Source organism: Mesorhizobium sp. M1334, from assembly GCF_040317995.1.
Taxonomy (GTDB): domain Bacteria; phylum Pseudomonadota; class Alphaproteobacteria; order Rhizobiales; family Rhizobiaceae; genus Mesorhizobium.
The window spans coordinates 1-13,451 of record NZ_JAMYLM010000016.1 but is presented as its reverse complement, the minus strand read 5'-3'; the positions used below and the strand labels follow the sequence as shown (position 1 = coordinate 13,451).

Annotated in this window: 10 protein-coding genes and 1 pseudogene; 2 read left to right on the top strand and 9 right to left on the bottom strand. The window is 61.3% G+C overall.

Going from position 1 to position 13,451, the window contains the following annotated elements:
- Nucleotides 1–3: 3 nt before the first annotated feature.
- The 8 genes from tagH to tssA are packed head-to-tail and all read right to left on the bottom strand — an operon-like array spanning nt 4 to nt 8,847.
- Nucleotides 4–1,473 (bottom strand): type VI secretion system-associated FHA domain protein TagH, encoded by a 1,470-nt coding sequence (tagH, locus tag NKH17_RS23330; protein WP_352902033.1) that lies wholly within the window; start codon nt 1,471–1,473, stop codon nt 4–6.
- Nucleotides 1,470–2,531 carry a type VI secretion system baseplate subunit TssG gene (gene tssG, locus NKH17_RS23325; protein WP_352902036.1) on the bottom strand — a complete coding sequence of 354 codons (1,062 nt, stop codon included), beginning with the start codon at nt 2,529–2,531 and terminating at the stop codon, nt 1,470–1,472. Before tssG ends, tagH begins: the two co-directional genes overlap by 4 nt.
- The gene (gene tssF, locus NKH17_RS23320; protein ID WP_352902038.1) at nt 2,495–4,369 is read right to left on the bottom strand and encodes a type VI secretion system baseplate subunit TssF; all 1,875 of its coding nucleotides are present in this window, start codon (nt 4,367–4,369) and stop codon (nt 2,495–2,497) included. Before tssF ends, tssG begins: the two co-directional genes overlap by 37 nt.
- 1 nt (nt 4,370) lies before the next feature.
- Entirely contained in the window at nt 4,371–5,126 is a 756-nt protein-coding gene (tssE, locus tag NKH17_RS23315; protein WP_352508053.1) for a type VI secretion system baseplate subunit TssE, read from the bottom strand.
- Nucleotides 5,113–5,574, bottom strand: a complete 462-nt coding sequence (locus NKH17_RS23310; RefSeq protein ID WP_352902040.1) for an Hcp family type VI secretion system effector — start codon at nt 5,572–5,574, stop codon at nt 5,113–5,115. The genes tssE and NKH17_RS23310 overlap by 14 nt, the downstream gene beginning before the upstream one ends.
- A gap of 46 nt (nt 5,575–5,620) precedes the next feature.
- Entirely contained in the window at nt 5,621–7,123 is a 1,503-nt protein-coding gene (gene tssC, locus NKH17_RS23305) for a type VI secretion system contractile sheath large subunit (RefSeq protein WP_352479411.1), read from the bottom strand.
- A gap of 2 nt (nt 7,124–7,125) precedes the next feature.
- Nucleotides 7,126–7,662, bottom strand: coding sequence for a type VI secretion system contractile sheath small subunit (gene tssB, locus NKH17_RS23300; RefSeq protein ID WP_352508039.1), 537 nt, complete (start codon nt 7,660–7,662; stop codon nt 7,126–7,128).
- 6 nt (nt 7,663–7,668) lie between these two features.
- A complete protein-coding gene (gene tssA / locus NKH17_RS23295) occupies nt 7,669–8,847 on the bottom strand; it encodes a type VI secretion system protein TssA (protein WP_352902042.1) in 1,179 nt (392 codons plus the stop codon).
- A gap of 338 nt (nt 8,848–9,185) precedes the next feature.
- On the opposite strand from tssA, the gene tssH reads away from it, so the two are divergent.
- Both tssH and NKH17_RS23285 read left to right on the top strand, forming a co-directional pair.
- Nucleotides 9,186–11,936 carry a type VI secretion system ATPase TssH gene (gene tssH, locus NKH17_RS23290; RefSeq protein WP_352902045.1) on the top strand — a complete coding sequence of 917 codons (2,751 nt, stop codon included), beginning with the start codon at nt 9,186–9,188 and terminating at the stop codon, nt 11,934–11,936.
- 253 nt (nt 11,937–12,189) lie between these two features.
- Nucleotides 12,190–12,423 carry a hypothetical protein gene (locus NKH17_RS23285; protein WP_352902047.1) on the top strand — a complete coding sequence of 78 codons (234 nt, stop codon included), beginning with the start codon at nt 12,190–12,192 and terminating at the stop codon, nt 12,421–12,423.
- 659 nt (nt 12,424–13,082) lie between these two features.
- Here NKH17_RS23285 and NKH17_RS23280 read toward each other — a convergent pair.
- Nucleotides 13,083–13,451: pseudogene (locus NKH17_RS23280) on the bottom strand (hypothetical protein); the annotation flags it as partial.

Genomic DNA, 13,451 nt, shown 5'->3' with positions numbered 1-13,451 from the left:
GTGTTACTCCTCCTCATATGCATCCCGAAAATCAGCGCCGATTTCGCCGAGAAAGCTCTTTTCCGCGCTCTCGGCGATTTCACGATGGCGTTTCTGGTAAAGCTCCCACAGCTTGGCGCCGCGCCCGCCCGACAACAGCGTGCCGATCGCGGAACTCGATTTCAGCTCTTCTTCGATGGCTGCCGGCTCAAAACGGTCGACCATCCGCCGCAAGGCGGCCTGCACGCCGCGCCAGGCGCGTACGTGATGTTGTGCGAGGTCGCGAACCGCATCCGCGATAGCCGCTTCGCCGGCCAGAAATCCGGGGCTGCGTTCGGCGATAAGCGTCACGATAGCGTCGTCGACCGTCGGCAGAAACTTGAGCGGATTGACCTCGGAGGCTCCGACCATTGTCTGCGCAACGCGAGCATTTCCCTTTTCTTCGGCACGCTTGCGTAGCAGCTGCATCAATCCTTCCATCATAAGCCGATATTCGCGGCCGAACTTCTCCATCTCGGCGACGGCATCGCGCCCGGGAAAATCGGCTTCCGCGATCCCCATGCCGCGCAGGAATGCGGTGCGAAGCGCCATTTCGGCGTGCTGCCTCGCAGGCGGCTGGCGGGCGGGGCTGGCGGCTGGGCCTGCTCGCATTGGCGGAGGGGTATCTGCCGCTCGCACGGGCACGTCCCAGGGATTGGCCGCTTGCAGTGGTTGGGCGTCGCGCTCGCGCTGACCGGTCGAGCCCGCATCGCGTCCCGGGCTGGGCGCCGCGGCTGGCCCAAAACCGAAGTCGTCATTGAATTCCGGCAGCTTTGCCGTCGGGGGCTCCGTTGAGCTGTTGGGGAACGATCCCGAGTCGAGGCCGGATGGGTCTGTCTGGTTGGGCGCGCGGGCTGGTCCTGCGGTGCCTTTGGATACGGGTGTTGCGATCGGATCGAGGCTGAACGGGTCATCGAAAGCAGGCGAGCTGCGCTGTCTGGAATTGGCCCGTTCGAACGCACCCGGGATCGGCTGCTCGAACGGGTTCGGCAGCCCGGCTGGACGTGGCCGCTGCGGCTCTTCTTCCACGGTGGCTGAAAAGAAATCGTCACGGCCGATGCTGACCGGCGCCCGAGACGCCGGTGGGGAGCGCTCCGGACCTGGCCCTGCGGCTGCTGCTGCTGTGGCTTGGGCACTCGGCGTCTGCAGATCGACATATACGACGTAATCGCCCAGTCTCAGCCGCATGCCATTGCGAAGACGCGTCGACTTGCCGGCACCGAGCGGGCTGTCGGAGTCGTCTATGAACAATCCGCTGCTTGACGTATCGGTGACGAAATATCCGTCGCGCCCACCAGTGATCCTGCAATGGGCGCGCGAAACGAACATGTCGGGATCGTCGATCTGCCAGCCGGCGTCCGCGCTGCGGCCGATCACCAGTTCCCCCTCGTCAAGCCGGGCCTGCCGTACCGCCTGGGTGCGTGGCCCTTGCTCCAGCGTCAGCAGCAGACTCATGCCGCGACCTCCGCCCCTTCCTGCCGCCAGCCGACTAATGTCCGCAGCCGCATGTCGTCAGCATCGCCCCTTTCAGCGGGCCGCGCAAGCCACGCGGTCCGGGCGAGTTGGACGGTTCCAATACGCGGCGGCGGAACGGCATCGCGCGCCAGCACGATGCGCAGATCGACGTCGAGCGATTCGCCGACCATGTCGCTAACGGCCTGCTTGAACAATTTGAGGCGCTGACCGCCCGGCAGGAACGCCTTGAACTCCTCGTAGTCCAGCGGGCCGACGCGGAGCTCGATCCTGCTTTGACGGTTGAAGACACGCGGACCGATCGTTGCTCCCCGGCCGAGCGCTATGTAGGCTTTGCCTAGGCGTGTCTGGAGCGCGGCTGGTATGGTCATCCAGGCAGCGATGAACTCCCTGATCTGGACCGGCACCTTGAACGCCTCCGCCAGGAACTGCGTCAGCCGCTCGGGGCCGTCGACCTGATTGGCAAGCGAAGCTGCCTGACGCAGCTTCACGGCGTCCAGTTCGGGGTTGTGGGTGCCGGGAAGCCCTATCCCCGCCATGGCTTCGAGCATGGCGCGAACGCGCCCGCCTGCCGCGCGCTCGACCTGAACCGCCGGATGCGCATCCGCCCAAGCCCTGTAATACAGCGCGATCATCCGGTTCTGAAGAATGTTGACGAAGTCCATGAAGGTTGTGTCGCTGGTCTGCTGCGCATCGGCGCCTGTGAACCAGCGTTGCGACAGGCGATCGAGCACCCAGCGCGTCAAATGCAGGGGCATCGGACCTTCAGGTCCCATCAGACCAATGTTTGCGACCGTAACCCGGGCGGGCGCTTTGTCAGTCGCTTCGCGGAATTCTGCCAAGTCCTTGGCGGAAAAGCTGAGACGGACATGCTGCCCGAGCCGCGAGGGTTCGCGCTCCGGCGGGCCGGAATAGCCGAACAGCCCGCCTCTCCGTTCGAGTCGCCGCAACAGCTCGAAGAAGTCGAACGCATCCGACAGCTCTTCGTACCGGCCAGGCTTGTCTAGATCAGGTAGCGATTGCCGGGCGTCATCGGCCATGGCACATCCTCCTGCTTCTGCAGCAGCCATGTGCGGGTTCGCACAAAGCCGTTTATTCCGGCATGACGGGCAAACAGCCGTGCCAGCAGGGCCGAAAGCAGCAAGGTGCTTTGCCCCGCCAGGACCGATTGATCGACATGCAATGTCACCTCCGTGCCTCGTCCGAAGCACATCGGCCCATCGATCTGCAGCCGCTCGATGACCGACCGGGAGTCGATGCGCACGATCGAGTGCACATTGCGGGCGAGGCTCGGGTCTCCCCTGTCGGCGTAAAGCTCAAGCAGCGCATGCAGCGGCTCGACGCCGCGACCTTCCTTTGCAAGGCTTAGAAAGTTGAGCGCGAGCTGCGCTACAAGCCGCCAGGCGAGATTGTCGGCTCGCGATTCACCCGCCGCGCCCGCCGGCAGCGCTGCGGGGATGGCTGCGCGAGGCGGGCGCAATGCGCCGAGAAGCCGGATCGTTTCGACCGGATCGCCGGCTTCCAGCGTGAAGGTAGGGTTGTCGTCAAGGATCGGCAGATCGCGGTTGGTGCAGAGCGCCACGATGTCGACGCGCTTCAGCGGCCGGTTCGGTGGACTTTCCGCTGGGCGTGAAATCGCCAGGAAAACGTCATCGCCCGTGTATGAAGTGCGGGTGAGGCCATCGCGCCGTTCCTCCTCCGTCGGGCGGCGTGGGCGCCGTTCGGTGGAATAAACCCAGCCGCTGCCGCGGTTCTGTCCCAGGCTGAAGAGCTCCGGGATTGTGGCGTCGCTGCCCTCGCTGTCGGCGTCCTCGACGCGGATAACCCGATAGATTTCGAAGTCCCGCGCTCGCGTGCGGTCGGCATGCAGCACCTGCCGCGTTTTGCGCGGATCGAGCTCGACGACGTTGCACTCGCGTTCGAACAGATTGATGATCGGCGTTGCGAAAAGTTCAAAATCGGCCGCCATCAGATCGGCAAGTTCAGGCGCCGGACGCCTGAAGATGAAGATGATCTCGAGCTCGGCTGTGCATCTGCGCACGATGGGCTGCAACCCCGAAACCCGAGCATAGTGAAAGCGCTCCGGCATCATGAAATGTTCGCGCAGAAGACGATATCCTTCGAAGGTCGGACGTGTACGAGGCATCAGAGCCTCGTCGTCGCTGATGCCGACCATTTCGGGTGGCGGCAACGCCGATATTGGGTTGGTCTTGCCTCCCGGTCGTGCACCAACGGCTGAGCAGGCGCCGAAAATCGCATCGAAAAGCAGTGGTGCCTTGGTGCGCGCGGCAAAGTAGAGATCAAGCCGGTCGAGCGACAGTTCGTCGAGCTTGCCTTTTCCAGTACGGGCCAGCGTGATGCGAAGCGCCGCCTCGCCATCGACACCGCCGATCCGCGTGATGCCGGCTGCCGCCAAGGCGCTGCGATCCTGAAAATACCCGACCGAGGTGATGGCTATCGGCCACAGCGTGATGTCCTGGGCGGTGGTGAACGTGCAACGCGTCGACAGGCCAGGCTGGAGGCTGGAAACCAGCCGCGTGTTGCGCTTGACGACATGCCCCCCAATCATTGTCTGGACCTGCTGGCCGGGTCTGAGGACCACCATGGCCGTTGCCGGCGCCGGCGTGACAAGATCGGGATAGAGAACATCAAGGACGGCTCGCGAGAAGCGCGAGCGTTCCGCATCAACCTTGAGCCGGGTCCGCGCGGCCAAGAAGGCAACACCGTCAAGCAGCCGCTCGACATAGGGGTCCGGACAGGGGACCGTATCGAGTGAAAGGTTGCGTGCCACGGCCGGATGCATGTCGGCAAATTCTGCCGCGAGCGCACGGATATGGGTCAGTTCCTCCTCGTAATATTCTACGAAGACCCGATCCATCTCAGGCTTCCCTAAATTCGGTCCGAGCCAAGCCGTTATCGAGGTTGATCGTGGTGCGCAGGCGCATGCGTTCGGGCGTCGGCGTCATGATCAACACCGCATCTATTTCGATCTTCAGGCCCACGGTTTTGTCGCCAAGGGTTACCGTAACCTTTGTTGCACTGTCCTTGAGACGCGGCTCGAAGGTGGCAAGCACCGAGCGGATCTCGCGCGCCAGGGCCTCGCGATCGAAGTCGCGGGAGGAACGGCCCGAGAAGGAAGGCACGCCGTAATTGACGACGCTGCGACGCACCTCCGGAAAATCGGCGAGCGACGGCGGGTTGTCCGCAGCCTGCTCGGTTTCAAGGTCGGAAAGCAGCGGAATGGCCTCGAAGCGTTCGGTGTTGAACAAAGCCTCGACATCGCGCCGCACAGCCTCCTTGAGCACACGAGCCGACACCACCACGCCGCGGCTTTCGATTTCAGCGCGGTGCTGGCTCTGAAAGGCCAGGCGATGCAGACGCCGCTTCTGGTCGGCCGTCAACTCCGTGTCGGCGTCGATGAGCCGCGCACTAGCCGCAACCAGGTTGTCCAGCCGCTCCGCGCCAAGCTCGTCCTGCAGTGCCTGGCGCAGTCCGTCTATCTCGGAGGTCACGCCCGGCAGATCGTTTACGAGGCGGTCCCACAGAGAGGGCTGGACCGCTTCGCGCTTTGCTCGCGAACTGCCGCTACCCAGCGACTTGTCCGCGCCGGGCCGCCGCGCCTCACTTGCCGACATAGACATCCATTTCGATTTCGTCGTTGTCGTCGTAGACGAACTTTATCTTCTTGTATGCGAAGCTGACCTCTTCCTCGATCAGGTCTTCCTCATCCTCGGCCTGCGACATGTCGTATTCCATGATCGAGGCGTCGGTGAGTGTGACGACCAGGTAATCCTTGGTCTCACCATCAATGGTCCGCCGTGCCGAAAACACGACTTCGTCCAGCGCCTTGTTCTCGAACAGCGCCTTTTTCAGGTAGGGCGAAGACTTGTCATAGTGCTTGGTGAACTTGATCATACCCAAAGACACACGACCGCGGCGCGAGAGCGAATTTGGATCATAGGGCGCGATCATCTTGTAATCGACGCCATGGATTTCGATTTCGTCCTCGTGGCCGTCTCGAACGCTTGGGCCCTTGATATCTGGAACCTTCAGAAAGCCATCAATCTTCGTATTTGTGGGCATTTTCCTTCTCCACCGCTTTCAAAAACCAAGATGTTGTTTGTACAAATCAAGTCTTCACCGACGGAAGTTCCGACACCAGTCGGAGCGAGGCATTGATGCCCTCCAGCTGATAGTGCGGGCGCAGATAGAAGCGAGCATTGTAGTAGCCCGGCCGCCCCTCCACGCTGTCCACCTGGACCTCGGCGGCGGCAAGCGGGCGCTTGGCGCGCGCCTTGTCGTCGGCAAAGGCCGGGTTGGCCAGCACGTAGCGGTTGATCCATTCGGTCAGCCAGATCTGCATATCGGAGCGTTCCTTGAACGAACCGACCTTGTCGCGCGCGATCGCCTTAAGGTAATGGGCAAAACGCGACACCGGAAACAGATAGGGCAGGTTGGCGCTTAGCCGCTCGTTGGCCTGTGCATCGGGGTCGACCAGCCGTCCTGCCCTTGTCTCGTCGTCCTGCAGCGAATGCGCGCCAATAAAGGCCGCGAGATCGGTATTCTTTCGATGCAGGATGGGCATCAGGCCGAGCTTGGCCAGCTCAGCCTCGCGCCGGTCGTCGATGGCGACCTCTGTCGGACATTTCATCGCTATCGAGCCGTCATCGGTCGGGAAGCTGTGCACCGGCAGGTTGAGGACCGTGCCGCCATTTTCGACACCGCGGATCTGCGTGCCCCAGCCATAGAGCTTGTGGCTGCGGTTTATATTGACGCCCATCGGGAAGGCGGCATTCATCCAGACATATTTGTTGTGATCGCCGTGCACCTCCTCCTCGAAGGTGAAGCCCTTCACCGGAACGGTGTCCGTGCCATACGGCAGTCGCGCCAGAACGCGAGGCATGGTCAGGCCGATGTAGCGCGCGTCCTCGCTCTCGCGCAGCGACTGCCAGGAGGCATAGGCCGGGTTGGAGACGATCTGCTGCAGGTCTTGCGGGTTCGGCAATTCCTGCCAGCTGTCCATACGGAACAGGCGCGGCGAGGCAGCTGCGATGAACGGCGTGTGCGCAGAGGCGCAGATCCCGGAGATGTTGCGCAAAAGACCGACGTCGCGCGGGTGGTTCGAGAATTCGTAGGCGCCGATCACACAGCCGATCGGCTCGCCGCCAAGCATCGAATACTCGTCCGTATAAAGTTTCTTGAAGATCGGGCTCTGATCCCACATCTGGCCCTCATAATCCTCGAGGGTGTCGGCCAGCTGCTCCTTGGAAATGTTCATCACCCGGATCTTCAGCTTCTGATCGGTCTCGGTATTGTTGACGAGATACCACAGCCCACGCCATGTGCCCTCCATTTCGCGCACTTCCGGCGCGTGCAGGATTTCGTTGACCTGTTCCGACAGCATCTTGTCGATCCCGGCGATCAGCGACTTGATCGACTTGATCGCATTGGACGAGATGGTGGTGGTATCGGACCGTGTTTGCGCTGCAAGCGCGAGATTGCGCACGAGCTGCTGCAGCTTCTCGCTGTCGTCCTTCTTGACCTTGAAATCCTTCTCGAGGAGCCCGCTGAATTCTCCAAGATCGATGGTTTCCGCCTCGGCGACGGCGGCGGTTTTTTGCTGTTCGGCCATGGTCATTCCCCTGCCTTGTCGTCCGCCAGCGCCTGGCTGGCGATCTTGCCAAGAAGCGGTTCATTGTTCAGCAGTTGCGCAATGCGCTTTTCGGCATCCACACGCCCGTCCATGAAGCCGAGAAGTTCCTCGAGCTGGCGGCGCATCTTGAGGATTTCGGCCAACTGTGGGACCTGCTCGGCAATCTTGTCCGGCGCGAAGTCGCCCATCTTGGTGAAGGTAAGGTCGAGCGCCAGCTCCTCGTCCCGCTCGGCGCCTTCGGCCTGGGGCAGCGTATTCTTCACGCGGGCTTTCACGCGTGGTCCAAGTGCCTCCATGAAACGCGGGAAACGGTTCGCATCGGTCTCGACAAAGGAGCGGTCCAGTATCGACTTCGACGCTTCCTTGGTCTGCGAAGCGCCTGAAAGGTCCGCCATGACGGCCATGACGAACGGCAGCTCGATTGTCGTTGGACTGCCATAGGTTTCCACGTCGTAGGCGATCTGCACCCGCGGCGCGCGATTTCGTTCGATGACCTTGGCTTTGCTTTCGGCTGGCATTGCTTGCTACCTTTCATCCTTCTGAGCCGTCTTCTTGGCATCGGGAACGCCGGCAAGCAGCCGGAACTCCTTCAGTCCCGACGGGGCGAGATCTTCCATCAGTTCAACAAAATCCATATGCACCATCCGGCGCACACGGCGGGCGAGGTGGGGAATCGGGCTCGACGGTTCGGTCCGGTCATAAAAGGCGACGACGAGGTCCAGGCATTTCACCACGTCGTCGCGCGAAGTAATCCGGTCGGGAAGTCCGGTGCTCGAGTCAGCGTAGCTAGCCACACTTGCCATAGTATCGGCTCCATGACCGTTTCGGGCAGGCATTACCTGTTCTGCCGGCGAAGCGGACGGCTTTACTGCGCCATTCGCCATCGCGCCGGCAGCCGAGTTGCGCTCGAGGGTTGTCAGCAAACGCTGCAGGAACCGTTTTAATTCGGGAATGGTGGTCCCGCCGCTGCCTTCAAGGCGAGCGTTGAGGGCTGTCTCGACGGCTTCCAGTGCCGCGACCGCCGCGCGCGCATCGGTAATGAGCGACTGCATTTCCTCGTTGGCTTGATCCGCCTGTGCCGCGCACCCGGCACGGACACGGTTCAACAATTGTCCATGCGCACTGACAAGCGCTGCTTTTTCGGCCGCGTTCAATCCTGACGCTGCTTCTTGTAGCATGAGGCGGTCGTCGAGCGCAGCTTGTTCCAAATCGCGTCCGCTGATCGGTCCGATCGAGCGTGGCGCAAACAAAGTCATTTGCCGCAGGTTGGCCAACAGCCCGTCCTGACCATTTTGAAGGTCGAGCAGCGCATTGATGCGGCGCAAGGCGGCTTCGCGAGGCGACGTGTTGGGCCGCAGCCCCGGGTGCATGGTTTCCCAATGCTGGTCGAATGTCCGCCCAATAAGCGTCAGACCCTGCGCCAACCCGGCCAGTCCCTGCTCGTTGGCCAGTGCGCGTGTGACAATTACAATCAGGCGCAGGTCGCGGCCACGCGCGCGCAATTCCTCGGCCTTGGTGATTACTGCTGGCCAGTCGACAGGAATGGTGCTTTGCGAGACCGGCTTGTTGTTGCCGTCATGGACAACCTTGACCTGAGGCTCTGTCAGGCGCTCCAGTTCGTGAAACGCCGGATCGTTACGCAAATCCTCTCCCGACGGATTTTCACCGTCGAGCGGAGCAAGCCAGAGTGCGACGTCGATCACACCGATCCCCCAGTCACCGGCCCTGAGGCCGAACCTGCCGCTACGTTATCACACGGTTGCGCTTTTCCACAATTCAGCGAGTACGGAAAAAATTAACAAAAGCTAATGCAGCCTTGTCTTGATTGTTGAATCCGCCGGCGTGTTTGCCGGGCCGTGGATCGGGAATGCGTCTCACCTGGGCTGTCAGGCTCGTGGTTGTTTGCGGCCGCGATGCGGCATCTTCGACGAATGATGGGAGCCCGCATGACGGGGCATCGAAACCTTTGTTCATCCCGCACTTTGTCAAGCGGCTGCTTATGTGGCAGGTTATCGACTTGCAGAGTGCAGGAGCACGTTCGATGGAACAGCGCCGGTCATCGCAGAGCTTCAAGCGCAAGGAACTGGTCGGCAAGCTCAACCCTCTAGGGTTGCGCGCCTTCAAGGCAGCGGCTGACAGTGCCAAGCTGCGCGGCAATCCTTACGTCGAACTCGTCCACTTCATCGAGCAGCTGGTGCTCTCCGACCGCTCGGATGTGCAAATGATGATTGCCGATGCAGGACTGGATGCGAGCCGACTTACGGCCGATATGACGCGCGCGGTGGACAAGCTGCCCTATGGCGCAACCTCGATCGAAGAGTTTTCCGACCATATCTTCCACGCCATCCAGGAGGCCTGGAATCTGGCAACACTGGAATTCGGCGTGGAGGAGGTCCGCAGCGCACATGTTCTGCTTGCTTGCCTGAAGACACCGGTGCTGGAAGGCCTGCTGTCGAAGATCAGCGGCGAGTTCGACAAGATCGATGCCGACGCCGTCGTGACGCGCTTCGCCGATGTCACGGAGGGCTCACTCGAAGCCGGCGCTGCGCCAACGGTCACCGCGACAGAGGCCCCGCGGCGGACTCCGGGCGGGGATTCGGCATTGGCCAAATACGCCACCGACCTGACCCAGCGCGCCCGCGATGGAAAGATCGACCCGGTCGTCGGCCGCGATCCTGAGATCAGGCAGATTGTCGACATATTGATGCGACGCCGCCAGAACAATCCGATCCTGACCGGCGAGGCGGGCGTCGGCAAGACTGCAGTCGTGGAGGGTTTTGCTCTGCGCATCGCCAAAGGCGATGTACCGCCCCCACTGCAGGGAGTGAGCGTGCGCATGCTCGACGTCGGATTGATGCAGGCAGGCGCTAGCGTAAAGGGTGAATTCGAAAAACGGCTGAAGGCCGTAATCGACGAAGTTCAATCCTCTGAATCGCCGGTCATCCTCTTCATTGATGAAGCCCACACCCTGATCGGCGCCGGTGGTGCTGCCGGAACCGGCGACGCTGCCAATCTGCTCAAGCCGGCGCTGGCACGCGGCGAGCTTCGCACGATAGCGGCCACGACCTGGGCGGAATACAAGCAGCACATCGAGAAAGACCCGGCACTGACCCGCCGCTTCCAGGTGGTAAAGATTGACGAGCCTTCGGAATCGGTGGCCATCCTCATGTTGCGCGGCGTGGCCGGCGTCCTCGAACAGCACCACAAGGTTCAGATATTGGATGAGGCGATCGACGCGGCGGTCGGCCTGTCACATCGCTACATCCCGGCGCGGCAGCTGCCGGACAAGGCGGTCAGCCTTCTCGACACCGCCTGCGCCCGTGTTGCGGTATCGCAGCACGCCACGCCAGCCGAGGTCGAGGACATCATGCGCCGCCGCCAGGCGCTGGAGGTCGAGCGCGGCATTATTGGCCGCGAGGCTGCAATCGGCATCGAAGTGGCCGAGCGGCAGGCACGGGTCGAGGCTGGGCTTGCCGAGACCGAACGCACGCTCGCAGCCGCGCAGCAGCGCTGGGAGCGCGAAAAGGCGCTGGTGGCCGAGATACTCGAATTGCGTGCAAGGCTGCGCGGCGACGGCGTGCCGCTCGATGCCGTGGAAGGGCACGAGGCCGCCACGGAGACCAAGAGCGGGGAGGTGCCTGAGGCCGAACTGTCCAATGCCGAGGCGAAGGTTCCGGCGGCAGGTGGTCCTGCGCCTCCCCATCCGGCTGCCGATCTCGCTCGGCTGCGCGAACTGATGAGCGAACTGGCCGAGGCGCAAGGCGAAACACCGCTGATCCTGCCATCGGTCGACCGCAACGCCGTGGCGGCCGTGGTTCAGGACTGGACCGGCATCCCGACGGGCCGGATGCTGTCGAGTCAGACCGAGAAGGCGCTGCGGCTCGCGGTCACTCTGTCCGAGCGCGTTGTCGGACAGGATCATGCGATGGAGATGATCGCCAAGCGCGTGCAGACCAGCCGCGCCGGTCTCGGCGCTCCGGAAAAGCCAGTGGGTGTATTCCTGCTTTGCGGCCCCTCGGGCGTCGGCAAGACCGAAACCGCTTTGGCACTGGCCGAAACGCTCTACGGCGGAGAGCAGAACCTGATCTCGATCAACATGTCCGAATTCCAGGAGGCGCATACGGTCTCTACCTTGAAGGGCGCGCCCCCCGGCTATGTCGGCTACGGCAAGGGCGGAATTCTCACCGAGGCGGTGCGGCGCAAGCCCTATTCGGTGATCCTTCTCGACGAAGTCGAGAAGGCGCATCCGGACGTGCACGAAATCTTCTTCCAGGTGTTTGATAAAGGGATGATGGACGACAGTGAAGGCAGACGGATCGATTTCAAGAACACGCTGATCCTTCTCACGTCGAATGTCGGCTCCGAAGTCATCATGGACCGCACAAGGAATGGCGCGGTACGGGCAGGGCTCGATGAACTGGACACCGCATTACGCAGCCCGTTGCTGAAGGTCTTCCCAGCGGCCTTTCTCGGCCGGGTGGTGACCATCCCTTACTTTCCGCTTTCCGATTCGATGATCGAAGCGATCACACGTCATCAATTTGCTAAGATTGCTCGCCGGCTGCGTGCAACCAACGACGCGGAATTGGTAATCGGCGACGGTGTCATGGATCTGGTCAAGACCCGCTGCACGGAAATTGAATCGGGCGGCAGGATGATCGACGCAATTCTGACCAACACGCTCCTCCCGGAGTTGAGCCGCGGTGTGCTGAACCGGTCGCTCGCTGGTGAAAAGATGACAAAGGTCACTGTTGGCGCCTCAGGCCAAGGGTTTACCTATTCCTTCGAATAGGAGCGCGAATATATGGCGGCTCCTTTCCTCGGCTGTGGCGAGCGTTGCGGCAACCAATGTTACCATCAATGCGGCTGCCTGAAATGTCATTTCCCGACCCATGCCCCCGACTGAATGTCCTCATTCCGCTCATGATCAGGAGTGCAGGTCAATCACGTCCGACAAAACGCAAAAAACCGCTGTCAATACCAACTTCTTGCGATGGATTTGCGCAGCGGGGATAGGCAGGCTTCGGGGCGAAGGAGTGCCCGCCATGACCGTCCTCGCTTACAGCCTCGCCGCCGACGCACAGGGAACGTGGAGAATCGTCTTTGTGCCTGACGATCTGCATCTCTATGTGGAATTCAGCCGGCCGAACGCTGGGTCAAATCCGGTGCACTGGCAGAGCGTGGATGATTTCCTTGCGTGGCGCCCTACAGGTGCGCTCCACAAGGATGCGCTCGATCGCTTGGTTTCGCTAATTTGCCAGTCGATAAGCGGCCCCTAAACGAAAAAGCGACGGAGTGATGCATTCGACAGTGTCAGGCCTAGCCGTTCCAATGTTGCAGCTCCACGCACGCACCAGCTCAAAGCTTGGTTTCTTTCTGAGGAGGCGCGCTGGGATCAGGACAATCAGGATGTGGCAAGTTTTCACACGGAGAGGGCTGGTCGCGAACGCCGCCATAGTGTTTCACGAGTTTTGCGAAACCGTAGGCGAAGGCGAAAAGAAGCGCGAGGACAACCGCATTCGGACGGCCATGGGGTATTGTATCAGGATCCCGCTCAGGAAGGGCACGGATCACTTCCCTCGCGCAATTCCTTCGCGAGATCGCCCGTTTCACGAAGCCCTGTCGCTGATCTCGTCAACCAACCGGTTTCGTCGCCGAGCGTGCATTTCATAGCTCAAAATCAGACCGAGAGAGCGTACCGCTAGGAGCGAACAAAAGCCCGCCGCACCTTTCGGCACGGCGGGCTCTGTTGGGACGATTCCAAGGCTACGCGGCTACCGCGTGCGAACTGCGTTGAGGGCGATTCCATGGGTGTCTTGTTTCAGGGCAAGATTTTTGGCAAGTTCTTCGCGTTTTGGGTAGGGCAACAACCATGAAATCATTTTGCGTGGGCAGCGTGTCCGTTGCAGCAATGGCGATTTGTATCACCTCATTCGTTTCAACCACCGTCCACGCCGGTTCGATCGCTTACGAAACTGGGTATCAGAAAGCCGCGTATTTGAATTGTTCTCAAACAGTTTACAACGAAGACGCTTTCGGAAAATTTATGGCCCAAGACGATAAATATATAAATACCCGCGATTATAAGCGTGGCTTTGCCGCGTTGGAAGCCGGCCTGAAAAGTGATCACCGCAGCAAAGTGTGCTTCGATGCCGCTCGCGCCAGCAGTTCGTGGACGGACCGCTGACTGGCGTCGCCCGTCCGGACCGACAAGCCTCACCCGCAGTTTCTGCTCATCTTCTTCCATCACAAGGTGTCCACCTATTTTGGTGGACACCTTGTATGGGGATTTCGTTGTCAAGGGGCC

Coding starts and splice junctions, on each gene's coding strand:
- tssF (WP_352902038.1), bottom strand. CDS start 4,369: ATGGATCGGGTCTTCGTAGAATATTACGAGGAGGAACTGACCCATATC.
- tssG (WP_352902036.1), bottom strand. CDS start 2,531: ATGGCCGATGACGCCCGGCAATCGCTACCTGATCTAGACAAGCCTGGC.
- NKH17_RS23285 (WP_352902047.1), top strand. CDS start 12,190: ATGACCGTCCTCGCTTACAGCCTCGCCGCCGACGCACAGGGAACGTGG.
- tssB (WP_352508039.1), bottom strand. CDS start 7,662: ATGCCAGCCGAAAGCAAAGCCAAGGTCATCGAACGAAATCGCGCGCCG.
- tssC (WP_352479411.1), bottom strand. CDS start 7,123: ATGGCCGAACAGCAAAAAACCGCCGCCGTCGCCGAGGCGGAAACCATC.
- tssH (WP_352902045.1), top strand. CDS start 9,186: ATGGAACAGCGCCGGTCATCGCAGAGCTTCAAGCGCAAGGAACTGGTC.
- tagH (WP_352902033.1), bottom strand. CDS start 1,473: ATGAGTCTGCTGCTGACGCTGGAGCAAGGGCCACGCACCCAGGCGGTA.
- tssE (WP_352508053.1), bottom strand. CDS start 5,126: ATGTCGGCAAGTGAGGCGCGGCGGCCCGGCGCGGACAAGTCGCTGGGT.
- NKH17_RS23310 (WP_352902040.1), bottom strand. CDS start 5,574: ATGCCCACAAATACGAAGATTGATGGCTTTCTGAAGGTTCCAGATATC.